Raw genomic sequence first — 23,888 nt, 5'->3', positions numbered from 1 at the left:
TGCTTTGCAAAAACTGAAAAATAACATATCCTGTAAACATAGAATATTGTAAACGCTTTCAACTCAAGGGGGATATACAATGGAGAAAAAGAATATGCAGTTCGAGACAAAAGTGATCCATGAAGGGTATGATGCCCGGGAGTTTAAAGGGAGTCTGGCACCGCCGATTTTTCAAACCTCCACGTTCGTGTTCGATCATGCAGAACAGGGAGAACGGAGGTTTTCTGGAGAGGAAGAAGGATATATCTATTCACGGCTCGGCAATCCGACTGTTGCTGTTCTTGAAGAAAGGATGGCTGCCCTCGAGCAGGCTGAGGCTGCATTGGCCTTCAGTTCGGGGATGGCTGCCGTCTCAGCGGTGCTGGTTGCCCTGACAAAGGCAGGGGATCATATATTATGCTCACAGGGAGTGTATGGGTGTACCTTTGGCCTTCTTCAGCTGATGAAAAAGAAATACAATATCAATCATGATTTTTCTTTGATGGAATCAAAGGAGCAGCTGCTGGGGGCAATCAGGCCGGAGACTGCCTGTCTTTATATTGAAACGCCAATCAATCCGACTATGAAACTCGTTGATCTGGAAATGGCCGTGGAGGCTGCCAGGGAAAAGGGAATCCAGGTTATAGTGGATAATACCTTCTGCTCGCCGTATCTGCAAAATCCGCTGTCATTGGGCTGCGACATTGTTATCCACAGTGCAACTAAATATATATGCGGGCATGGAGATGTGATTGCCGGCATTGCTGCGGGCAGGAAAGAGCTGATGGATGAAATCTCCTTTACAACCCAAAAGGATATCGGTGGTGTTATTTCCCCATTTGATGCCTGGCTTCTTTTGAGGGGGCTGAAGACTTTGCCGGTCAGGATGGATCGCCATACCAGCAACGCGGAAAAGCTGGCCGCATATTTAAAGGGACATTCAAAAGTAACGGACGTTTATTATCCTGGCGATCCGCAGCATAAAGATTATCCTGTCATGCAAAAGCAAATGAGGAGCGGAGGCGGGATCCTTTCTTTTTCAATTACTGGCACGAAGGAGACGGCCCAAAAGTTCATGAACCAGCTTCAATTCATAAAAATTGCTGTAAGCCTGGGAGATGCAGAAACCCTTATCCAGCATCCTGCCACCATGACACACTCGGTGATCCCGCCGAAAACGAGGGAGGAAATGGGGATAACGGACACTATGCTCAGGCTGTCTGCCGGCCTTGAAGCATGGGAAGATATACGGGATGACTTGGAGCAGGCCTTTTCTTCAATAGAATAAGAATGGAGCTTTACAGAGCAGCGGCAAAAATAATTGAATGCCCCCGACCTCCTGCCGGAAGAATATAAAAAGAAAGATTGTGACCAAAAAGGAGGATATATCATGGATATGACGGTAACATGGACTGGAAACATGGCGTTTGCGGGGGCTGCACCTTCAGGCCATAAAATTGTGATGGATGCATCCGGGGAAGCCGGGGGAGAGAATGCCGGGGCAAGGCCGACAGAGCTGCTGTTGGGCGCGGCGGCAGGCTGCACGGGAATTGATATTGTGTCCATCCTGAAAAAGATGCGGCTTGAGCCAGTTTCCTTCCATATGGACATTAAAGGGACAAGGGCTGAAGAGCATCCGAAAAGGTTCACCGATATCCACATCCACTATGCGTTAGAAGGGGAGCTTCCGGAAGAAAAAGTGGTCAGGGCCATCAAGCTTTCAAAGGATAAATACTGCTCTGTCTCAAAGTCTTTAAATGCAGGTATCACGGTAAGCTACTCTATTAACGGATCTGCCGGCGGACAGAAGCTGTAAGAAAACAGCAGCAAAAAAGCCTGATTCCAAAAGGATCAGGCTTTTTTGCTGCTGTTTTATAGATGTTTGACAAGTGTATCAACAAAGTCTTCGAGGCCCTGCTGGTCGATTTCGTCAAAGCGGTTCTTTTCAGGAGAATCAATATCAAGGACACCGAATACTTCTCCATCCTTTATGATGGGAACTACAATTTCTGATTGGGATGCTGCATCACAGGCGATATGCCCAGGGAATGCATGGACATCCTCAATGCGCAATGTCTCGCGCTTCTGGGCAGAAGTGCCGCAGACGCCTTTTCCAAGCGGAATCCTTACACAGGCCGGGAGTCCCTGGAAAGGACCGAGTACCAGTTCCCCGCCCTCCATGGTATAGAAGCCGGCCCAGTTAATGCGATCAAGAAATTGGTTCAGAAGTGCTGCTGCATTGCTCAGATTTGCAATGCGGTTTGGTTCGCCCTCCAAAAGAGCATGGAGCTGTTTATTTAATAATGCATAATTTTTTTTGCGGTCTTCGCTGTATGTTTCGACTTTAAACAACGTGTTTCCCTCCACTATTCCGAGAATTATTATTCATTCTATCAAATCCGGGTGAAAAAGAGGAGACTTTGTCGATATTTTTTAAAAGGACAACCGGAAAATAAAAAGAATGTTTAATTAAGAAAGGCAATTGCACAGATATGCGAGGTTGATCACTTTCTGCTGTCCAGTCCCTGTATATCCATTCATATTGCGTTGTGCCAATGGGAATTTAAGAAGCGAGGTAGGATGATGAAAAAAAATTCGAAAGATGCCATTGTTGCTGCAGCGATTTCCCTTTTTAATACAAACGGATTCACCGGTACATCCATACGTGATATAGCCGCGAAAGCTAAGGTGAATGCCGCCAATATCGCCTATTATTTTCACAATAAACATGGTCTGCTGGAACACTGTTTCACGGAATTTTTTGAGGGATATATTGCCGAAATAGAGAAGGGTTTTTCCTGCTTGCACCTGGGGGCAGCGGCTGCCCTGAAGATCATTTCAGAAAATATCCTGATGTATCATAGCCGGAATATTCATCTGACCAGGTTTATCCTGAGGGAAGTTTCGCTTGATTCCCAGGTGGTGAGGGAAATCATGTCGACCTATTTGATGAAGGAAAAATATTATCTGAATAAAGTATTTGAAATCGGGATGAGAGCGAAGGAATTCCGCTCTCAGCACCCCAGTTATTTAATCATCCAGTTTAAAGGGCTGTTGTCGATGCCATTTTTAAATATGCAGTATGTGTCAGAGGTGCTTCACGTTTTTCCAAACGAAAGATATTTCGCAGATAAATACTTAATTGAAATCTATAATTGGATTGACGGAGCCGTCCTGGAACATGCTGCAAGGGAAGTCGTCATGGCCAATTAGCCTTCAAAGGGGAAACTGCTGAAGCCCTGACCCAGTTCTTTCGCCTGGTGTGCATCCGAACCATAGACGAGCTGAATGCCAAGGGACTTGGCCATCGAAGATGCCCATTCCGGCGGATAAGGCTCCCGGCAGAGCGGTTTTGCGGTGCCGGCCCCATTGCAGTCCAGTGCGTATCCGTGGAGTTTCATCAACTGAAGGATATCTGAAATCTCCTGTTTGTCTTCAAAGCCGGCAGGATATTTTTTTTGGAATTTATGGATCAGTGAAATATGGCCGATCCTCTTTGGCTTATATGGACCCAGGTCAGCTGCTATCGACTTTCTGACCGTTTCGTAATATTTTCTATAAACAGCCTCTGTGGAGCCGTATCGGCTGATCATGGAACAGAAGACGTCCGGGCTGTAATCTGCACAGTCATATTGCCAATCATAATACAAAAAGTGGACCGAAAGAATGCTGTCATCCAGAAGATGCCCGACCTTCGAGAGGAAGCTGCCTGTTTCTTTTTCAAAACCCTCTATAAAATCCACTTCAAGCCCTGCGTTGATCTTGATTTTATTTTTGTAGAGAGCTTTTACACGGCTGATTTCCTCGAAGTAGGCTTCCAGATCATCTGCCTGCATGGCGCTGTCCCGTGCAGGGGCTGTGTCTGTGAACCCATCGGGGAGCGGGGCATGCTCAGTGAAGGTCAGTTCTGCAAAACCGAGCGAAAGGGCCCTGTCTATATACTCTTCAAAAGCATCCTTCGAACCATGGGGGCAAAAAGGTGTATGTATATGTCCATCCCTTAGCATAGGGCATCGCTCCATTCTGTCGAAATTTAAAAATGCGAATTATTTGTAATGCGGCAAAACGTATTGTTCAATTATAGGTGCCGGGCTAAAAGACGTCAGGTTCCAGTTTTCTGGAGGGAAAGCAAGTTCATGCTTCAATTGGGAGCACTGGATCAGTCAATTTTGAATCCCGGGTTTTGCACAAAAACGGCAAGCGGGTTATAATAGCAAGTTTCTCTCAAAAAAAATTAAATTAATAGTCAAAAATTGTCGTTTACATGGTATCATAAAAACATTGAATTGCATATTTCAAGTTTTTTTTACATATATCTATCAGTTATCAGCTCGGCAGCAGAACAGGGGGCTTTCAATGGAATACATAATTGGAGGAATAGTGATCGTGATTGCACTATTTCTGACGGGTTATCTAATGAAAAAGAAATATTATAAAGAAATAGACCGGCTGGAAGGCTGGAAAATGGACATAACGGACAGGCCGGTCCTCGACGAAATGTCCAAAGTGAAGCAGCTGAATATGACTGGCCAGACAGAGGAGCTCTTCGAACGCTGGAGGAATGAGTGGGACGATATCGTTACCGGGCAGCTTCCTGGAGTGGAGGAGCTGCTGTTTGATGCTGAGGAATATATCGACCGCTACCGCTTTAAGAAGGCAAAGGAAGTTCAGCAGGCAATCGAGGAAAGCCTTGCAGGCATAGAGGATAAAATCAAATCCCTTCTTGCTGAAATCAATGAGCTGGTCGGAAGCGAAGAAAAAAACCGCACCGAGATCGACGGACTCAAAGATCTGTACAGGGAATGCAAAAAGGCGCTGCTTGCCCACCGGCATACTTATGGAAAGGCTGAAACCATCCTTGGCATCCAGCTTGATGAAGCTTTTGCGAAGTTCCAGGACTTTGAGGACCGGACAGCAAACGGCGACTATCTTCAGGCCAGGGAAATCGTCCTGACCATCCAGACCCAGCTGGACAGCATCCAAAAGAAAATGGAAGCTATCCCCGATTTGCTGGTGGATGCCGGGTCCAATATCCCATCCCAGCTTCTCGAGGTGAGAGAAGGCTTCCGTGAAATGGAGCAGCAGGGATATATGCTTGAACATGTAGAAGTGGACAAGGAAACTGAGTCATTAGAAAAAGAGGCTGCAGGATATCTCGCCATGATTGAGCGGGGAGAGACCGGTGAAGCGCATGAGGGCCTTGAGGATATCAAGCAGAGAATCGATGCGCTCTATGATCTGCTTGAAAAAGAAGTGTATGCGAGGAAGTTCATCCAATCGCATGATGAAAAGGTCCGTACTGAATTGTACAATGCCAAAGATGCAAACTTTATGCTGAAGAAAGAGCTCGGCATCGTACAGCAAAGCTACCATCTCCAGGAAAAGGACGAGGAAACACACAGCCTGCTGGAAACGAAGCTGACCAAGCTCTTCAAACGCTTCGAAATACTTGAGCATAAAATCAGCAATCAAAGCTCAGCCCATTCGGTACTTGGTGAAGAATTGGAATATATTAAAAATGAACTGGAAGCACTGTCAGAAGAGCAGGTGCATTTTGCCGAAAAACTGCAGGCCTTGAGGAAGGACGAGCTTGCGGCACGGGAGAAGGTAAAGGAAATCAGCAAAAAGCTGTCTGAAACCATCAGGCTCGTATCAAAGAGCAATATACCGGGACTGTCCCAAAACTACCGGTATTTAATGGAAGATACGAAGGAAAGCATTCAAAATGTCATTGAGAAGCTTGATGAGAAGCCCCTTGATATACCTGCTGTCCAGCAGTATCTGGAAATAGCGGTCATGACAGTTGATAAAGCTGCAGACAGCACGGCTGAAATGATTGAAACCGTCCAGCTGGCTGAAAAGGTGATCCAGTATGGAAACAGGTACCGCAGCAAATATCCTTCCATCGCTAAAGCACTGAGGGAAGCGGAGGATTCATTCAGGAATTACAATTATAAAGAGGCATTGGAGCAGGCCGCTTCATCTATTGAAGAGATTGAGCCAGGAGCTTTGAAAAGAATAGAAGATATGATCGGCGAAAAAGAAAATGCATAAAAAACCAGATCTGCTTTGGCAGATCTGGTTTTTTATTTTAGGAAAATAATTGGCCAGGCTATTTTGCTGTCTTTTTGCCCCTTCCGGCAATGAGCAGGCCGAGCAGTCCCCCGGCAACGGCTGGAATGACCCAGCCGAGTCCTTCTGAATAGAGAGGAAGAAATCCCAGCATGTCTGAAAAAATCCGGGTATCTGCCCCCGCTGCCTTTATTGCATCAATGGTACTGATCAGCCCCGCCGGTATCAGGGCTCCTGCATATACAGCTCTGGAGCCTCCAAAGGCATGATGCAGAAAAGAAAGCAATACCAGTACGATTGCGGGCGGATAGATCATCGTGAGCATTGGCAAAGATACAGAAATGAGCTGTGTCAAGCCGATATTGGCGATCATCATGCTGAATAAGGATAAAATCAGCACAAATGACCTGTAAGATATGCTTGGCACAACTTTTGAAAAATATTGCGCACAGGATGAGACGAGTCCAATAGAAGTGGTAAGACAGGCAAAAGTAATGGCCAGCCCAAGGATGACAGCGCCAAAAGATCCGAAAAGACGGGAAGCGGCGGCGGAAAGAAGCGCTCCCCCGTTATCCTGGAATCCAATAGATTCTTCACCGGATGCCCCGATGTATGCGAGCGAAAGGTAAACGAGCATAAGGGCAGCGGCAGCAATAAGTCCGGAATAGATGCATATTTTTGCAATCTGTTTTGAACTGCTGATCCCTCTTTCTTTTATTGAACCAATCACAACTATGCCAAAAACAAGGGCGGCGATAGCGTCCATGGTCAAATAGCCTTCGATAAATCCTTTAAAGAAAGGGGTCTCGGCATATGCGCCTTTTGGAGCCATTGGCTCACCTAAAGGGGTGATTATACTTTTTACAGCCAGAATGGCCAATATAGCAAGGAGAATCGGAGTAAATAATTTTCCGATCCGGTCTACAAGCTTAGAAGGGTTCATTGAAAGCCAAGCTGTGACGGTAAAAAAGATAATGGTATAAAAAAGCAGCGCCATCCCATATTTAGAAACGGTATCAGGCAAAAACGGAGTGATGCCAATTTCGTAGGCAACGGTTCCGGTCCTCGGAATCCCGAATAGCGGGCCGATGGCCAGATACAAAAGCAATGTAAAGGCAGCCCCGAATAAAGGGTGGACTCTTCCAGCCAGCGTTCGGAGATCCCCAGCTTTGGCTATGCTGATGACTCCCAAAAGCGGGAGGCCGACACCGGTTATGAGAAATCCAATGATGGCTTTTCCCATGTTGACACCAGATTCCTGCCCGAGATATGGAGGGAAAATCATATTCCCTGCGCCAAAGAAAAGAGCGAAAAGCATCAGTCCTATTGCGATTATTTCCCTGCTGGATAGGCTCTTATTATTCATACAAACCTCCATGACTGTCTATCGAAATGTTTAGAACATTTAACATACTAACACAGGAAGTGAGAAATTTGTCGAATGGAATTACAGTCAAAACATTCAGATTTTTATTGTTGCCTCTGTTCTGCTTTTGGCTTCCAAAAGAAAACTAAAAGATTATGCAGATGAAAACATTGTCCCAGTATGATAAGATTTACTATTGGCTAAACGGTTTTTCAAGGAAGGGGAAGACCCATGATTTACTTTGATAATAGTGCAACAACTAAACCATATAAAGAAGTGCTGGATTCATTTAATAAGGTGGCCTTAGATTACTTTGGCAATCCCTCGTCTTTGCATGGAATCGGCGGCAGGGCAGAAAAGCTCCTGTCACAAGCCAGGCTGCAGATTGCCGAGCTCCTGGGAGCCGGCCAGAAGGAAATCTTCTTTACTTCGGGCGGAACTGAAGGCAATAATCTGGCTGTAAAAGGGACTGCCATGATGCATAAAAGCAGGGGGCGCCATCTTATTACGACTGAATCAGAGCATTCGTCAGTAGCAGAAGCCTTTGAACAGCTGAAAGAGCTCGGTTTCCGCGTTACGTATATCCCTGTAGACGAGGATGGGAGAATCAGGCCGGAGGACATAGAGGCTGCCCTATGCCATGATACAATTCTTGTGAGTGTTATCCATGTTAATAATGAGGTTGGCACCATTCAGCCGATTGCTGAAATCGGCAAAATGCTCAAGTCTTATTCGAAAGTGCTTTTCCATGTGGATCATGTACAGGGAATTGCAAAGGTGCCGCTTGATTTTCAAGAAAATGAAATAGACCTTTGCACCATTTCTGCCCATAAATTCCACGGTTTAAAGGGCACGGGTGTCCTTTACATCAGGGAAGGCGTCAAGCTTTCACCGCTGTTTTCAGGCGGAAGCCAGGAATGGAACCAGCGGAGCGGTACAGAGAATGTACCTGGAATTGTCAGTATGGCCAAGGCGCTCAGAATCAGCCTTGAGAGGCACAGGATCGGACTGGAGCAGCTTAATAGGGTTAAATGTTTGCTGAGGGAAGGACTGGAATCCATTGAAGGGATCTCTGTCCATACACCGCTTGAAGGCTCGGCCCCGCACATTCTTAATTTTTCTGCACCAGGCTTGAAGGCAGAAGTATTTGTGCATAGCCTTGAGGAAAAAAATATATATGTCTCCACCACCAGCGCCTGTTCCTCGAAGAAGAAATCAGTCAGCAAGACACTGCTGGCAATGGGCATTCCTGAGGAGGATGCAGCAAGCAGCATCAGGATCAGCCTTTCTTATGATAATACAGCAGAGGAAGCAGAAGCTGTGCTGCAGGCAATTGAAGAAACAGCGAAAAAGTTAAGGAAGGTAATGAAATAAATGAATTATGACCGCATATTAATCCGCTATGGAGAAATTTCAACAAAAGGCCGAAACAGGGGGAAGTTTGTCGAGAAGCTGAAAAAAAGCATTAAAAAAGTTCTGCACAGCTACCCAGCCGTCAGGATCGAAGGCCAGAGGGACAGGATGTTCATCCAGCTTAACGGTGAAAATGGGGACGAGATCATCGAGAAGCTCAAAGGGGTTTTTGGCATCCAATCCTTCAGTCCTGCTGTAAAAACGGAAAAGGATATAGAAAAAATCAAGGAAGCTGCCCTGGCACTTTTAAAACGGGTATACAAGGATGGAGATACCTTCAAGGTATCGGCGCGGAGAGCGGATAAAAGCTTTCACCTTGACACCGGAGAACTGAACCATGCACTTGGCTCACATATCCTGAAGAATATGGAAGGCTTGAAAGTGGATGTGAAACAGCCTGATATCAATCTCCAGGCTGAGATAAGGCCGGAAGCCGCATATCTCTCATGCGAAAATATCCAGGGAGCCGGAGGGATGCCGGCAGGCTCAGGCGGCAAGGCGATGCTCATGCTGTCAGGCGGCATAGACAGCCCCGTCGCAGGCTATTTATCCATGAAGAGAGGGCTTGATGTAGAAGCCGTCCATTTCTACAGCCCTCCTTTCACCAGCGAAAGGTCGAAGCAAAAGGTGATTGACCTGGCAGAAAAGCTGGCGGGATATACAGGGCAGATGGTCCTTCACATTGTTCCTTTTACGGAAATCCAGCAGCTCATCCAAAAGCAGGTGCCTGAAAATTATACGATGACAACCACCAGAAGGCTGATGCTTAAAATTACGGATCTCGTCCGGGAAAAGCATGGCGGGCTCGCAGTCATTACCGGTGAAAGCCTCGGGCAGGTTGCAAGCCAGACACTGGACAGCATGTACGCTATTAATGAAGTGACAAGCACACCGGTACTGCGCCCGCTGATAACAATGGACAAGACCGATATTATTGAGATTGCACAGGAAATTGACACCCATGACATATCCATCCTGCCATATGATGACTGCTGCACCGTATTTGTCCCGGCTTCTCCAAAAACGAAGCCCAAGCTTGATAAAGCAGCATATTATGAAAGTTTTGTTGATTTTGATGCGCTTATTGCAAAAGCTGTGGAGCATATTGAAACTATTCACATCAAGCCGTATGAAGCAGGCAGTGGAAGTGAGGACGATCTTTTCTAGGGAGAATGAAAATTCGAACGGGATGATGAAAACATTACCAATTTAAATTTGTATGAAGCCATGTGATTCTACACATTCTAAACTCACAAGGAGGTGAGATCACATGGCAAGCAGCAACAACTCTAACCAGCTTCTAGTACCTGGCGTACAGCAAGCTCTTGACTCAATGAAATACGAAATCGCTACTGAATTTGGTGTTAACCTTGGCGCTGAAACAACTTCACGTGCTAACGGTTCAGTAGGAGGAGAAATCACTAAGCGTTTAGTTCAAATGGCTGAACAACAGCTTGGAGGTTTCCAACGCTAATCGAAAAATAAATAATATGGCTACAAGGGAGCAGGCTGACAGCCTGCTCCTTTACTTTTTGTTATACATTTTTAAATTTTTAAAAAATTATGTATAATAAACCATAAGGATACAATTTCAGATTAGGAGGACATATAACATGAAGCGTGAAGATCTGCTGGCGCCAGAAAAATATAATCTGGTCTCTGAAATGGAAAAGTTTGCAGAAGCTCCTGAAAGAACTGCCATCCTGTGGGAAAGCGGGGAAGGAGAAAGAAAGGAAATTACATATTCCAGACTCCTGTCCAATGCCAATAAAATTGGAAACGTTTTCTCCGAAAACGGCCTAAGGCAGGGGGATGTAGTCCTGATCATGGTCCCGCGCCTTATAGAAGCTTACCAGACGTACATAGCGGCACTTAAAATGGGCCTGGTAGTCATTCCCTGTTCAGAGATGCTCCGCTCTAAAGATATCCAATACAGGATCAATCATGGCGATGTGAAAGCCATTGTATGCTTTTCGCCGTTTACAGAGCAATTTGCAGGTGTTACGGAAGCTGCTTCGCTGCCTAAATTTGTGATTGGAGAGCCTGTGCCGGGCTGGATTCCGCTGGATGAAAAGATGGAGGCAGCCTCTGATATCATGGAGACTGCTGGAACAAGCAGGGACGACATGGCTTTCCTGTCCTATACTTCCGGTACCACGGGCAATCCTAAGGGAGTTGTACATACACATGGCTGGGCATATGCACATCTCCGTGCCGCCGGGCCCAACTGGCTTTGCATCAAGGAGGGGGATACTGTCTGGGCCACTGCCGGCCCCGGCTGGCAGAAATGGATATGGAGCCCTTTCCTCTCTGTGCTGGGTTCTGGGGGAACAGGACTGGTGTATTCAGGAAAATTCGAGCCGAAAAAATATCTTGCACTCCTTCAGGATTATAAAGTCAATGTTCTTTGCTGCACCCCGACAGAATACAGGCTGATGGCAAAGGTCGACAATCTTGCTGAATACAGCCTCCCGGATCTTCATAGTGCAGTCTCAGCCGGAGAGCCGCTTAACCGCGAAGTGATTGATGCTTTCAAAAAGCATTTTGATATTGAAGTGCGGGACGGATACGGCCAGACGGAAAACACCCTGCTGGTCGGCATAACAAAAGGGATGGAGCTTAGGCCTGGTTCGATGGGAAAGCCGATTCCCGGCAATTCTGTTGAGATCATCAATGAAGATGGAAAGGCATGCGGACCTGGGGAAGTGGGGGATATCGCCGTCCATATTGAAACCCCTGCGTTATTTAAAAATTATTATAAGGATCCTGAACGGACCGCCATGCAATTCAGGGGTGAATATTATGTGACCGGAGACAAAGCGAAAAAGGATGAAGACGGGTATTTCTGGTTTGAAGGCAGGGGAGATGATATTATCATCAGTTCCGGATATACAATCGGGCCGTTTGAGGTGGAGGATGCTCTTGTCAAACATCCGTACGTCAAGGAATGTGCCGTCGTGGCCAGCCCGGACGAAATCCGCGGAGCAGTCGTCAAAGCATTTATCGTCCTGCAGGATGGCATCGCGGAAGATAAGCCGGATCTCATTAATACCTTGCAGGAGCATGTAAAGGAGCTGACTGCCCCTTATAAATATCCCCGCAGGGTTGAGTTTCTTTCAGAGCTTCCAAAAACCACCTCAGGAAAGATCCGCAGGGTAGAGCTGAGGAAAAAAGAAATGGAGGAGGCTGCCCGCAGCTAGTATCCAGCTGGGAGATCCTCTATAAAAAAGATTTCGCTGAGCTTTTTTAAAGCTCAGTTTTTTTGTGTCCCGAAAGAAGATATAATCAGATCAGCAGGCACAGAGGATTTTTATGTGCAGAATTAGGAAGAAAAGGAGCAATAAGAAGATGCGGACACTATGGCATGGAGGACATATATATACCCTTCAGGAAGAAGGGCATAAAGCCGAAGCGGTTATGACGGAGAATGGAAAGATCCTGAGGGCAGGGCCGCTGGAAGACTTGAAAAGAAACTTCTCGGTAAAACCCTCTGAAATGAGGGACCTTGAGGGAACGCTGATGCTGCCCGGTTTTGTGGACAGCCATATGCATTTGATTGGGCATGGGGAGAGGCTGATAAGGCTTGATCTGTCTGGTTATACCTCAAAATCGCAAGTGCTGGAGGCAGTTAAAGAGTATGCAGGGAAGTTTTCAAAAGGCAGCTGGGTCATTGGCGAGGGCTGGAACGAAAATTTATGGGACATCCCTGCCCCCATTCTGGCAAAGGAGCTTGATGAAGCAGTCCCTGGACATCCAGTCTGCCTGAAAAGGATCTGCCGGCACGCAATTGCAGTCAATTCGAAAGCATTGGAAGCAGGCGGAATTACCCCTGAAACCATTTGCCCTCCAGGCGGAGTCATTGAAAAAGATGAAGAAGGCCTTCCATCAGGCCTGCTGAAGGACCAGGCACAGGAGCTGATCTTCTCTATTCTCCCTGGTGCTTCAAAGGAGTATCTGGAGACGGCAATGCGTGCAGCCATCCAGGATGCCTACGCGCTGGGCCTGACAGGGGCACATACTGAGGATCTTAATTATTATGGCGGTTTCCATGGGACCTATAGGACTTTCAAGGAGGTCATTGGTGAAGATAAACTGCCTTTCCGGGCCCACCTGCTCGTCCATCACGAGGTAATCAATGACATGAAGCTTGAGGGCGGAAATTATCTTGGTGGAGATGATTGGATAGAATTCGGTGCAATGAAGATTTTTTCAGACGGGGCATTGGGAGGCCGGACTGCTTTGCTGAGCCATCCGTATGCGGATGATCCTTCAACCTCAGGAGTGGCTATTTTTACACAGGATCAGCTTGACGGGCTATTGAAAAAAGCCAGGGAGCTGGATATGCCGGTGGCCATACATGCCATCGGTGACAGGGCTTTTGAAATGTCACTGAACAGCATTGAAAAATACCCGCTGAAAGGAAAAGGCAGGGACCGGCTCATTCATGCACAGATACTGCGGAAAGAACTCATTCCAAGGGCAAAAAAGCTTCCTCTTATACTGGATATACAGCCAAGATTCCTGGCTTCTGACTTTCCGTGGGTCATCAGCAGGATCGGTGAAGAGCATATGGATTACTGTTATGCCTGGAAAACATTGCTTGATGAAGGCATCCCATGTGCAGGCGGATCTGATGCGCCAATCGAGCAGGCTGACCCGCTCCTCGGCATCCATTCGGCGGTTACAAGAACCAGCAGCGATGACCCCGGGAGGATTGCCTATATCAAAGAGGAGGCATTATCCATGTACGAAGCTGTTTCCTTATATACAAAAGGCAGCGCATATGCAATCTGCCATGAAGTTGACAGGGGAATGATCAAGGAAGGATATCTTGCTGATTTCACAATCCTTGACCGGAATATATTCGAAGAAGATCCGGAGGCACTCCTCCGTACACGAGTCAATGAGACAGTAATAGGAGGAAAAACCGTTTATAAGCGCGGACAGATTTAAACGAGCGAATCCTGCTAAAACGAATAGGTTGCCAGTTTTTTTCTTTTGGCTTTATACTTATTTCGATATTAGAAAGAATCGAGGCTAACCAACAATGACAGATACTGAAGTAAAACAAGGGGCCCTGTACGCAGGGCTGTCTTATTTGATATGGGGCATCCTGCCGATCTACTGGAAGCTTCTCAATCATGTGAGTGCTGATGAAATCCTGGCCAGCCGGGTTTTCTGGTCCTTCATCTTTATGCTGGCTGTACTTGTCCTGACCAGGAAATGGCCGGATTTTGTCCGGACATTGAGAGGAATACGGAACAACAAGAAGCAAATGCTCGCTTTGACAATTGCTTCCTTGCTCATAAGCTGCAACTGGTTCATATACATTTGGGCAGTCAATTCCGGCCAAATGATTGAAGCAAGCCTTGGCTACTATATCAACCCGCTGGTCAGTGTCCTTCTGGGAATAGTTGTTTTAAAAGAAAAGCTTTCCTCTGTGCAGGCAGTATCTTTCCTGCTGGCTGCAGCGGGTGTGCTTATCATGACCCTCTCTTATGGACGATTTCCATGGATTGCGGTTGTGCTTGCTTTATCTTTCGGCCTTTACGGTTTGGCAAAGAAACTGATCAAGGTGGAATCTGCCATTGGACTGACGCTCGAAACGATGGTTGTCATGCCATTGGCACTTGGATATCTGATTTATTTATTTGCAGCCGGAAAGCAGTCCTTCCTGGCCATTTCCACAGGAACGGATCTCCTGCTGATCGGTGCAGGGGCAGCCACTGCGATCCCGCTTCTGTATTTTGCCAAAGGGGCACAGAAAATACCGCTTTCCATGCTGGGTTATCTGCAGTATATCGCCCCGACATTGACACTGCTGCTCGGCATTTTCGTATATGGTGAAGAATTCACAAAGACCCATCTGGTTGCATTCTTGTTCATTTGGCTTGCTTTGACCGTCTACTCGCTGTCCAGGACGAAATTATTTGCCAATATGAAATGGAAGCATGGAAAAGGGCTGGGGATGTAAAAAGGAAGAGGCCGCGGCCTCTTCCTTTTTCTGATTTGAACGTCCCTCTGCAGGGCCGCCAAAGAGCCTTTTTGGCTGTGGGACGAACTGTATTTTGATGTTATGGGCTGGAGAAAAAAAGAAAGTCATGTATTCCATCAGGCACCTGGGATACATATGTGTGAAAAAAAAGGAAGTCAAGTATTCCAACCGGCTCCTGGGATACATGATTGTGAAGAAAAAGGAAGTCATGTATCCCATCTGGTATCGGGATACATGACTTGTTCAGACAATCTTGGCCTTTTTATAGAAAACTCCTCTTTACCTTTTCCCAGAAGGAGTTGTCCTTAAGTTTGACAGTCTTGATTTGTTTGCCGCTCAGTTTGGCTTCAATTTTTTCGACATGCTGGATGCTTAGTGCTTCGTTGTCCATTCCCATTGTCGGATGGTCATTGCCGTCCTGGATGACTCTGAGGGTCAGGCTGCGGCCGCTGCTCAGGATGAATGAAGAACCCAGTGTCCTGTAGCGGTTATTGTTCAGGGATGCCAGTTCGCTGACCTGGAGGCAAGGGAGCATAGGGTCAACGATGGCGCCATTGACCGATTTATTATAGGCTGTACTGCCTGTCGGAGTTGCGACAATCATCCCGTCGCCCCTGAAGGTTTCGAAATGGAGATTATCGATAAATACATCCATAACAAATGTTTTGATGATCGCAGACCGTATGCTGAATTCATTCAGGCAATAGAAGGAGGATTCATCATCCACCTTTATCTCCATCGTCGGGTATCTCCTGACTTCAATCTGCTCATTGGCCATCGCTTCAACCATCTTGGATGTGTCATCAATATGGAAATCGCAGTACATGCTTAATGTGCCGGTCGTAGAGATGCCCGCGTACAGGCAGTCCTCGCGGAAGCCGGTCTTGCGGACCGCCTGAAGAAATGTCCCGTCACCGCCAATGCTCACAATGATATTAGCCTGTTTAAAGTCATTGACTATGGTAAAGCCGTATTTTTCGGCAAGCTCATAAAGATGGCCTGCTTTTTCCATCATTTCAGAATCTTTCTTATGGTAAAAATATAAGTTTCGGCGCGTCACTTTCATTCCTCCCATTCAAAATGATAATATTTGCGTATGATTGGTATTTTGCGGCAATAACGTTTATTGTCATCAGTGTACATGTTTTTGAAACATTTTAAAAGTTATTGCGTATTAACACTTGGAAAAGGAAAAAAAGGAGGAGAAGATATGAATGGGAAAAGATGGGCGGCTCTTGGAATAGCCGCTGCACTGCTGTTTTTCTCCATTATTACTAGTGTGCTGTCGACTTTCGCATTTAGAAATGCCGAAAGCACATTTGCGGATATGTTTCCAGTTGATGAAGCATTTTCTGAAGAAATCATTGAACCGGGCAGCAGTTCAAAGAAAATTGCCGTCCTGAATGTAGATGGGACCATCCAGGATGCAGGAGATGCCAGCTCACTGTTTGCCAGTCCCGGCTATAACCACAAATCTTTCATGAAAAAGCTGGACCATGTTAAAGAGGATGATAGTGTGAAAGCGGTCATTCTTCGCGTGAATTCCCCGGGTGGCGGTGTAGTGGAAAGCTCTGAGATCCATGATAAGATCGTGGAAATCCAGAAGGAAGCGAAAAAGCCTGTGTACATATCAATGGGGTCCATGGCTGCTTCCGGCGGCTACTATATTTCAGCACCTGCTGAAAAAATCTATGCCAGTCCTGAAACCCTGACAGGCTCCCTGGGTGTCATCATGCAGGGATATAATTATGCAGGGCTTGCCGAAAAGTATGGCGTAGAATTTGTCACGATCAAGAGCGGACCTTACAAAGATATTATGAGCCCTTCAAGGGAGATGACGGAAGAAGAACGGGAGATCCTCCAGTCTATGATCGACAATTCTTATGAAGGCTTTGTTAAAGTCATTTCAGAAGGAAGGGGCATCCCGGCAGATCAGGTGAGGAAAATCGCCGACGGACGGATCTATGACGGCCGCCAGGCAAAAGAGCTCGACCTGATTGATGGTTTCGGCTTCTTTGAAGATGTTGTAGATGAACTGGAGAAAGACCATAAGCTTAAGGGTGCACAGGTAGTCAGCTATTCGGAAAATATGGGCTTTGGCTCCTTGTTCAGCATGGGTGCGCGGAAAGTGATGGGCGATGATATTGAAATGGCCGGCATGATGAAGCTGTTGTCACAGCCGAATGCCCCGCGGCTGATGTACATGTATTCAGAATGAGGAGGGATGGCAAATGACCACATTAGACAGCCATTTGGACAAGGATTTGCCTGCTGACAATCATTCACCAGCCAGCCCGTCATATGAAGATCATGCGGCATCAGTCCGTTTTGCCGGTTTCTGGATGAGGTTCTGGGCGTATCTGGCCGATCTCATTGTCATAGGCAGCATTAACCGCATTATCGTGCATCCGATTTTTCGGGCGGCGGATCTTCCCCTTGCCGATTCCGGCATTTTCACTCCCGCAAATATCGTCACAAGCATCATTTTTTATGCCTATTTTGTCCTGATGACAAAGTATTTCAGGCAGACGCTCGGGAAAATGATATTCGGGCTGAAAGTAGTCAGTCTTAAAGATGAAGAAATGTCCTGGAGCACCATATTGTTCAGGGAGTGGATCGGTCGTTTCATTTCAGCCACTATTTATATTGGCTATGTCATTGTCGCTTTTCTGCCGAAAAAACAGGGGCTTCATGACCTGTTTGCCGATACAAGCGTCATTCACGAAAGAAAATAAGGAATAATTGAAAGAATCGCCTGCCGGCCTGCTGCCGGCAGGTTTATTTTTTTTCCCAAAAGGAAAGCCTAGATTTAGCGTCTGGATATCTTTAGCAGGAGACTAATGCGAAAAAATACACCAGCCTGTTAATAGGGGGTGATCGGATGTGGTGGCTGATCCTTGGAGCAGCAGCGGCAGTCATTCTGCTTTTGCTCATTATTCTTCTTTTCTCAAAGCTAACAGTTTACTTTAACTTTTATCATGGCCAGGACAATGACCATATATCAATAAAGTTCCGGGCCTGGTTGGGGCTTATCCGCTATAACATACAGGTTCCGCTGATAAAAATCGATGATGACTCCCCTTCCATTGTGGTTGAAGAGAAAGTGGAAGCCGGCCGGGAGGAGGAGAAGAAGCAGGAAGACCGGAAAAAGTTCACGCCGGAGGACTTCCTGAACAGTATCAAGGATGCCGAGGAGCTGATACGCCATGTATTTGGCCTCCACACGATCATCCGGCGATTTCTGAAAAAGGTGGCAATCAGGGATATCGAATGGCATACATTGGCCGGAATCGGTGATGCGGCGCACACTGCTGTCCTTGCAGGGATAATCTGGTCTGCAAAAGGAAGCCTGGTCGGCATTCTCAGCCACTATATGAGGATGAGGGACATGCCCGTTTTGTCGGTGACCCCCCATTTTCAGGCTGCAGTTTCCCAAACCCGTTTTTCATGTATGTTTCAATTCCGCATCGGGCAAGCTATGTTGGCAGGAATTAAACTGATTAAATATTGGAAAGGCGGAATGCCGGACTTTAGGACAAAGCCGTTATCCGTGCTATCTGATAATAAAACAAAATCCGTTTAGATGAGGAGGAAGTTTATTATGTCTGATCATCCGATACAAGGCTTGATGACGACCGCAATGGAAAATTTGAAAGAAATGATTGATGTGAATACAATCATCGGGGACCCGGTTGAAACTCCTGATGGAAGTGTGATCCTTACCGTATCAAAGGTCGGTTTCGGCTTTGCAGCAGGCGGCAGTGAGTTCATGCTTGAAGGTTCAGGCCGCGAGGGAGAAGGCAAACCGAAGCATCCGTTTGGCGGAGGAAGCGGCGGCGGAGTTTCCATAACGCCGATTGCTTTTTTAATCGTAAGTTCCCACGGAGTTAAAATGGTCCATCTGGACGAGAGCACACATCTATATGAAAAAATCCTTGATTTGGCCCCTCAGGCTGTTGATAAGATCCAGCAGATGATGTCAAAAAATAACGGATCAGGGAACAGCGGCCAGGATGGAAAGAGCGAAGGCCAAAGCAGCCAGAACCGCTCGAACGAATACAATGGACCAAAGCATGACCTGGACTTCTAAAATGGATGTTTGAAAAGGCTGGTCTTCTTCCCCGGAGACAGCCTTTTCTATTGCCGGAATAAATGGCTTTTCATTGCAAAATGATTTTCCAGGAAGTATGATTGCACTGTACATATATGAAAAATAAGGAGGAAGAAACCAATGGCATCAATTACTTTTAAAGGAAATCCGGTTACTTTGCTGGGGAATGAAGTGAAAGCAGGAGACCAGGCTCCGGAATTCAAAGTGCTTGCCAATGACTTATCTGAGGTAACGCTTGCGGATTCCAAGGGCCAGGTAAGACTGATTAGTGTTGTTCCCTCTATTGATACAGGCGTTTGCGACGCTCAGACGCGCCGATTCAATGAAGAAGCATCAAAGCTTGATAATGTAAAAGTTCTTACAGTCAGCGTAGATCTTCCTTTCGCACAGAAGCGCTGGTGCGCAGCTGCCGGCATTGAAAATGTGCAGACAGTTTCAGACCACCGCGACCTTTCTTTCGGTGAAGCTTACGGAGTAGCAATCAAGGAGCTCCGCCTTCTTGCACGGGCAGTATTTGTTGTTGATTCCAATGACAAAGTGGTTTATGCCCAATATGTGAGCGAAGCAACTGACCATCCTGACTACGAAGCTGCAGTGGAAGCTGCAAGGCAAGCTGAATAAACTTCGAAGAACCCCGGGCAATCGGGGTTTTTGTATGCCTTAAGAATGCCCAGGCTGTATTCCTTAATCTCCTGAATGGCAGGCGGCGGGCTTGTGATCCTGCCGGAACCCCGTTACAATAAGACAATAATATTTTAGCAGGAGGAATGAATTAGTGAGTATCACTCCCGTAGAAGAACTGTTCTCAGTCTTTAATGAAACAGCTATGATCTTGCAGGAAGAGCTGCAATGTACATATTTAGAGGCGCTTGCAGAAACAGGCGATAATATTTTTCAAGAGTCCATTCTCCAGGACGGACTCAGTGAGCTTAATGTAAAAAGGCTGAAAAAAAGCTATGAGTCGCTGAATCTTGACCTATATACAAGCGAGAATATCAGAAAGTCGTTTCAGCTGGCCATTTTAAAGGGCATGAAGGAAAATGTGCAGCCAAACCACCAGATGACACCGGATGCTGTCGGAATGCTGACAGGTTATCTGGTGAATAAATTTGTCGGGGCGAAATCTTTCCGCCTTCTGGATCCAGCGGTCGGGACAGGCAATCTCCTTACGACTGTCATCAATCAGCAGGAAGGAAAAAGCATTGAAGCAGTCGGGTCAGATGTGGACGACCTCCTCATTAAGCTTGCCTACATCAATGCCAACCTCCAGAAGCACCCCATCCAATTCTATAACCAGGACAGCCTTGAGCCGCTGTTCATTGAAAGTGTGGATGCAGTCATCAGCGACCTTCCGGTGGGGTATTATCCAAACGACATAAGGGCGCAGGACTATGAGCTGAAGGCAGACGAGGGCCATTCTTATGCCCATCACCTTTTCCTGGAACAGAGCATGCGCCATGTTAAGGAAGGCGGCTATCTGTTCCTGATTGTGCCAAATGGCCTGTTTGAAAGCGAACAGGCGGACAAACTGAAGGCGTATATAAGCAAGACAAGCATCATCCAGGGCCTGCTCCAGCTCCCGGAAACATTGTTTAAAAATAAAAATGCCGCAAAAAGCGTCTTTATCCTCCAGAAAAAGGGTGAAGGGGTCACAGCTCCAAAGCAAGCCCTGCTTGTAAACATGCCGAGCCTTTCAAAAACGGAACAGGTCGAGAGAATCCTTAAGCAGGTGGATGCCTGGTTCAGGGAAAATAAGATATAGAGTGCAAAAAGCATGGTCCCAAACTGGATCATGCTTTTTCTATTTGAATGAGAAGAAAATATTAATGGAGCTGTCCAGACTTAAAACCTGCTGGCATAAGTCTTCCGGAGAGTGTTAAGAGGATGCTGCCGCATTTAGTCTGGAGTCTTTAATTGGAAGTTCTGTTTTAGCTGAAGAGCCGCAGGGGTAATGGAAAATAAGAAATGGAAATCACCGAAATGTCGGAATACATTTAATTTTAACTGTAAACGATACCAATTTTGAATGTTCCTTGAAATCATGCAAGCACAGTGATTAAATGGGGAATTGAGAGATAAAATGATGCCAGTTGCACACAATAAATGTGTACCACATCAGGCATTAGATTAGCATCGGTGTTATATAAAGGCTGGCATCCTGGAGGGAAAAGAGATACATATTTCCCCATGGTCCCCATTGCACTGGTTAAACATACAGGACGTATGCGAGTCCGCATTTAAAAGGAGCGACATATCGTGGCGAAAATTATTGCAATTAATGCTGGAAGTTCTTCATTGAAATTTCAATTATTTGAAATGCCGAGCGAAGAAGTAATCACAAAAGGTCTTATTGAACGAATCGGTCTGAACGATGCAGTTTTCAGTATTTCTGTTAACGGCGAGAAGCAGACGGAAGTAACGGAAATACCTGACCATGAGGTTGCAGTCAAGCTTCTGCTCAATAAGCTGACTGATCTGAAGATCATCGAATCACTGGATGAAATTGAAGGAATCGGCCACCGTGTAGTACACGGTGGAGAAGAGTTTGCAGATTCTGCGGTTATCACGGAAGAGGTACTGAGCAAAATCGATGCACTTTCCGAGCTGGCACCTCTTCACAACCCTGCAAATATTACAGGAATCAAGGCATTCCAGCAGGTGCTTCCAAATGTACCGGCAGTAGCTGTCTTTGATACTGCGTTCCATCAGACTATGCCTGAAAGCTCATTCCTGTACAGCCTTCCTTATGAGTATTATGAGAAGTTCGGCATCCGTAAATACGGCTTCCACGGAACTTCACATAAATATGTATCAGAGCGTGCAGCAGAGCTTCTTGGCCGTCCGCTTGAGCAGCTTCGCCTGCTTTCCTGCCACCTGGGGAACGGTGCAAGCATCGCGGCCATTGAAGGCGGAAAATCAATTGATACATCCATGGGCTTTACACCGCTTGCCGGTGTGACAATGGGTACCCGTTCAGGGAATATTGACCCTGCTTTGATTCCATTCATCATGGAGAAAACAGGCAAGTCAGCTGACGAAGTGCTTAATGTACTGAATAAAGAGAGCGGAATGCTTGGAGTTTCTGGCTTCTCAAGCGACCTTCGCGACATCGAGGTACAAGCGTCTGAAGGAAACGAAAGAGCAGAGCTTGCTCTCGAAGTGTTTGCAAACCGGATCCACAAATATATCGGCTCTTATGCTTCACGCATGTACGGAGTTGATGCCATTATCTTTACAGCAGGCATCGGCGAAAACAGTGCTGAAATCCGCGAGCGTGTCCTTCAGGGACTGGAATTCATGGGCGTATATTGGGACCCTGCATTGAACAAGGTCCGCGGTGAGGAAACGTTTGTCAACTATCCTCACTCACCGGTCAAGGTTATCATTATTCCGACAAATGAAGAAGTTATGATTGCCAGGGATGTTGTAAGGCTTGCGAAATAATATTTGAATGATTGAAAGGACAAAGAAGCCAAGGCTTTTTTGTCCTTTTGTTTTTCTGCCTTCTCCATCCAATGAAACAGGATTTGCCTGAATCAATATGCTATACTGAACAAAAACACCGGCAAGGAGGATGAAGATATGGCACTAAACGGACGGGAAGAACAGGCTTTATCTGAGATCGCACAATGGGAAGACAAGCTGGCACAGTATGAATCCAATGATTTGGAGCTGACCTATGACAAATATTTAGAAAAGGCGTTCCTGCTGCTTCCTGAGAAAACTCAGCAGCAATTTTTTGCTTCCCTGGATAACTGGCTGTTCCATCTCCATGCCTTGATCCAAAGCTCACAGCTCCAGCTGGATGCAAAGGAACGAATCCTATCTGCAGGCCGCATCTTTGATGCCGGCATTGAAACAGTGGAAGATCTGGCTTCATTGGACATCAATCAGCTGCAATACATAGCCAATCAGCAGATTGCCCGCCACCGCCTTTACTCATTTGCACAGGGAGGGGCATCGGGGACCGGCGGTGTGCTGCTGCTTGGATCCGATCTTCCTGCGATGGCTGTCATCAATTTGCGTGCAGTCCAGCTCATCGCGATGACATATGGGATTGAAGTGAACACACCTTATGAGATGATGGCTTCTTTAAAGGTGTTTTGCGCATCAATCCTGCCGCCGCGGCTTCAGGGACAGGCCTGGGAACAGCTTCTGGCCGAACTGGAGAATGCGGAAGAAGCTTATTTTTATGAGGGGCAGGAGGAACTGACGGACATCGCCTGGATGGGCCAGCCGATCAAACAGCTTTTCAAAGGCCTGGCTATAGCAGCTTTCAAAAGGAAATCCATCCAGGGCATCCCGCTTGTCAGCATGGCCATAGGAGCAGGGGCAAACTATCAGTTTACAAGGAAGGTCACTGATTTTGCCCATAAATATTATCAGTACAGGTATCTGCTGAAGAAACAGGGTGAAGTTTGATGAGCAGCGAGGAACACAAAAAAGAAGCCCCCAAAACAGTCAGATGCAAAATCATTACCATCAGTGATACAAGAAATTCGGAGACCGATAAAAGCGGAAGGCTGATGAAGGAACTTCTTGAAGCAGAGGGCCACAGGGTAAGTTCCTACCAGATTGTCGCCGATGAAAAAGAAAAGATCCGTCAGGCGGTCCTGGAGGGATGTTCAGATCCGGATATCGATGCAGTCCTTACCAATGGCGGGACAGGAATCGCTTTAAGGGATGTAACCATTGAAACGGTGAGTGCACTTTATCAAAAGGAAATTAGCGGCTTCGGGGAATTATTCCGTATGCTGAGCTACCAGGAGGACATCGGCTCTGCTGCAATTCTCTCCCGCGCTTCTGCGGGCATCATCGAGAATACAGCTGTCTTTTCCACACCTGGATCTTCAGGTGCAGTAAGGCTGGCCATGAATAAATTGATCATCCCGGAGCTGGGGCATGTTATAAGGGAAGTAAAGAAAGATCTTGTATAAAAAGGGGGCGGGGCG

At 46.5% G+C, this 23,888-nt stretch carries 23 protein-coding genes; 19 read left to right on the top strand and 4 right to left on the bottom strand.

Annotated elements, in window-relative coordinates:
* The first annotated feature begins 79 nt into the window (after positions 1-79).
* Entirely contained in the window at positions 80-1,267 is a 1,188-nt protein-coding gene (gene megL, locus CYJ37_RS15560) for a methionine gamma-lyase (protein WP_101550531.1), read from the top strand.
* Positions 1,268-1,369: 102 nt separating this feature from the next.
* Complete coding sequence (locus CYJ37_RS15555) at positions 1,370-1,795, top strand: OsmC family protein (protein WP_101550529.1); 426 nt, start codon at positions 1,370-1,372, stop codon at positions 1,793-1,795.
* 56 nt (positions 1,796-1,851) lie between these two features.
* Here CYJ37_RS15555 and CYJ37_RS15550 read toward each other — a convergent pair whose 3' ends face one another.
* Positions 1,852-2,331, bottom strand: a complete 480-nt coding sequence (locus CYJ37_RS15550; protein WP_009795348.1) for a GAF domain-containing protein — start codon at positions 2,329-2,331, stop codon at positions 1,852-1,854.
* A gap of 231 nt (positions 2,332-2,562) precedes the next feature.
* Between CYJ37_RS15550 and refZ the strand changes: the two genes are divergently transcribed.
* Positions 2,563-3,192 carry a forespore capture DNA-binding protein RefZ gene (refZ, locus tag CYJ37_RS15545; RefSeq protein WP_035403253.1) on the top strand — a complete coding sequence of 210 codons (630 nt, stop codon included), beginning with the start codon at positions 2,563-2,565 and terminating at the stop codon, positions 3,190-3,192.
* Here refZ and hisJ read toward each other — a convergent pair.
* A complete protein-coding gene (hisJ, locus tag CYJ37_RS15540; protein WP_101550527.1) occupies positions 3,189-3,986 on the bottom strand; it encodes a histidinol-phosphatase HisJ in 798 nt (265 codons plus the stop codon). The two genes, refZ and hisJ, sit on opposite strands and share 4 nt — an antisense overlap.
* 349 nt (positions 3,987-4,335) lie before the next feature.
* Here hisJ and ezrA point away from each other — a divergent pair, with 349 nt between their 5' ends.
* Positions 4,336-6,033, top strand: coding sequence for a septation ring formation regulator EzrA (ezrA, locus tag CYJ37_RS15535; RefSeq protein ID WP_009795345.1), 1,698 nt, complete (start codon positions 4,336-4,338; stop codon positions 6,031-6,033).
* Between the two features lie 58 nt (positions 6,034-6,091).
* On the opposite strand, the gene brnQ is transcribed toward ezrA, so the two are convergent.
* Entirely contained in the window at positions 6,092-7,417 is a 1,326-nt protein-coding gene (brnQ, locus tag CYJ37_RS15530; protein WP_101550525.1) for a branched-chain amino acid transport system II carrier protein, read from the bottom strand.
* A 231-nt stretch (positions 7,418-7,648) separates the two neighbouring features.
* Between brnQ and CYJ37_RS15525 the strand changes: the two genes are divergently transcribed.
* From CYJ37_RS15525 to rarD, 6 genes are all read left to right on the top strand, one after another.
* Positions 7,649-8,791 (top strand): cysteine desulfurase family protein, encoded by a 1,143-nt coding sequence (locus CYJ37_RS15525; RefSeq protein ID WP_009795343.1) that lies wholly within the window; start codon positions 7,649-7,651, stop codon positions 8,789-8,791.
* On the top strand, positions 8,792-9,997 hold the full coding sequence (thiI, locus tag CYJ37_RS15520) for a tRNA uracil 4-sulfurtransferase ThiI (RefSeq protein WP_009795342.1): 1,206 nt from the start codon (positions 8,792-8,794) through the stop codon (positions 9,995-9,997).
* A gap of 103 nt (positions 9,998-10,100) precedes the next feature.
* Entirely contained in the window at positions 10,101-10,304 is a 204-nt protein-coding gene (locus CYJ37_RS15515) for an alpha/beta-type small acid-soluble spore protein (protein ID WP_009795341.1), read from the top strand.
* 139 nt (positions 10,305-10,443) lie between these two features.
* A complete protein-coding gene (mbcS, locus tag CYJ37_RS15510; protein ID WP_101550523.1) occupies positions 10,444-12,030 on the top strand; it encodes an acyl-CoA synthetase MbcS in 1,587 nt (528 codons plus the stop codon).
* 148 nt (positions 12,031-12,178) lie between these two features.
* Positions 12,179-13,783: an amidohydrolase gene (locus CYJ37_RS15505; RefSeq protein WP_101550521.1), complete on the top strand. Its 1,605-nt coding sequence runs from the start codon at positions 12,179-12,181 to the stop codon at positions 13,781-13,783.
* Between the two features lie 94 nt (positions 13,784-13,877).
* Positions 13,878-14,804, top strand: a complete 927-nt coding sequence (gene rarD / locus CYJ37_RS15500) for an EamA family transporter RarD (RefSeq protein ID WP_009795338.1) — start codon at positions 13,878-13,880, stop codon at positions 14,802-14,804.
* 283 nt (positions 14,805-15,087) lie between these two features.
* On the opposite strand, the gene CYJ37_RS15495 is transcribed toward rarD, so the two are convergent.
* The gene (locus CYJ37_RS15495) at positions 15,088-15,891 is read right to left on the bottom strand and encodes an NAD kinase (RefSeq protein WP_035403221.1); all 804 of its coding nucleotides are present in this window, start codon (positions 15,889-15,891) and stop codon (positions 15,088-15,090) included.
* Between the two features lie 144 nt (positions 15,892-16,035).
* Between CYJ37_RS15495 and sppA the strand changes: the two genes are divergently transcribed.
* The 9 genes from sppA to CYJ37_RS15450 all read left to right on the top strand — a co-directional run bounded on the left by sppA (position 16,036) and on the right by CYJ37_RS15450 (position 23,873).
* Positions 16,036-17,043, top strand: coding sequence for a signal peptide peptidase SppA (gene sppA, locus CYJ37_RS15490; protein WP_101550519.1), 1,008 nt, complete (start codon positions 16,036-16,038; stop codon positions 17,041-17,043).
* A 13-nt stretch (positions 17,044-17,056) separates the two neighbouring features.
* Entirely contained in the window at positions 17,057-17,560 is a 504-nt protein-coding gene (locus tag CYJ37_RS15485) for an RDD family protein (protein WP_009795335.1), read from the top strand.
* Between the two features lie 146 nt (positions 17,561-17,706).
* Positions 17,707-18,408, top strand: coding sequence for a DUF2953 domain-containing protein (locus CYJ37_RS15480; protein ID WP_009795334.1), 702 nt, complete (start codon positions 17,707-17,709; stop codon positions 18,406-18,408).
* Positions 18,409-18,426: 18 nt separating this feature from the next.
* The gene (ytfJ, locus tag CYJ37_RS15475; RefSeq protein ID WP_101550517.1) at positions 18,427-18,915 is read left to right on the top strand and encodes a GerW family sporulation protein; all 489 of its coding nucleotides are present in this window, start codon (positions 18,427-18,429) and stop codon (positions 18,913-18,915) included.
* A 141-nt stretch (positions 18,916-19,056) separates the two neighbouring features.
* Positions 19,057-19,557 carry a thiol peroxidase gene (gene tpx / locus CYJ37_RS15470; protein ID WP_009795332.1) on the top strand — a complete coding sequence of 167 codons (501 nt, stop codon included), beginning with the start codon at positions 19,057-19,059 and terminating at the stop codon, positions 19,555-19,557.
* 154 nt (positions 19,558-19,711) lie between these two features.
* Positions 19,712-20,698: a class I SAM-dependent methyltransferase gene (locus tag CYJ37_RS15465; protein ID WP_022544275.1), complete on the top strand. Its 987-nt coding sequence runs from the start codon at positions 19,712-19,714 to the stop codon at positions 20,696-20,698.
* 494 nt (positions 20,699-21,192) lie between these two features.
* Positions 21,193-22,380, top strand: a complete 1,188-nt coding sequence (locus CYJ37_RS15460) for an acetate kinase (protein ID WP_009795330.1) — start codon at positions 21,193-21,195, stop codon at positions 22,378-22,380.
* 138 nt (positions 22,381-22,518) lie between these two features.
* Positions 22,519-23,358 (top strand): EcsC family protein, encoded by an 840-nt coding sequence (locus CYJ37_RS15455; protein WP_094766897.1) that lies wholly within the window; start codon positions 22,519-22,521, stop codon positions 23,356-23,358.
* Complete coding sequence (locus tag CYJ37_RS15450; RefSeq protein ID WP_094766898.1) at positions 23,358-23,873, top strand: MogA/MoaB family molybdenum cofactor biosynthesis protein; 516 nt, start codon at positions 23,358-23,360, stop codon at positions 23,871-23,873. The genes CYJ37_RS15455 and CYJ37_RS15450 overlap by 1 nt, the downstream gene beginning before the upstream one ends.
* Positions 23,874-23,888 lie beyond the last annotated feature (15 nt).

Source organism: Bacillus sp. UMB0728 (assembly GCF_002858875.1).
Taxonomy (GTDB): Bacteria; Bacillota; Bacilli; order Bacillales; family Cytobacillaceae; genus Bacillus_AB; species Bacillus_AB infantis.
This window is presented reverse-complemented; position numbering and strand designations above follow the sequence as displayed.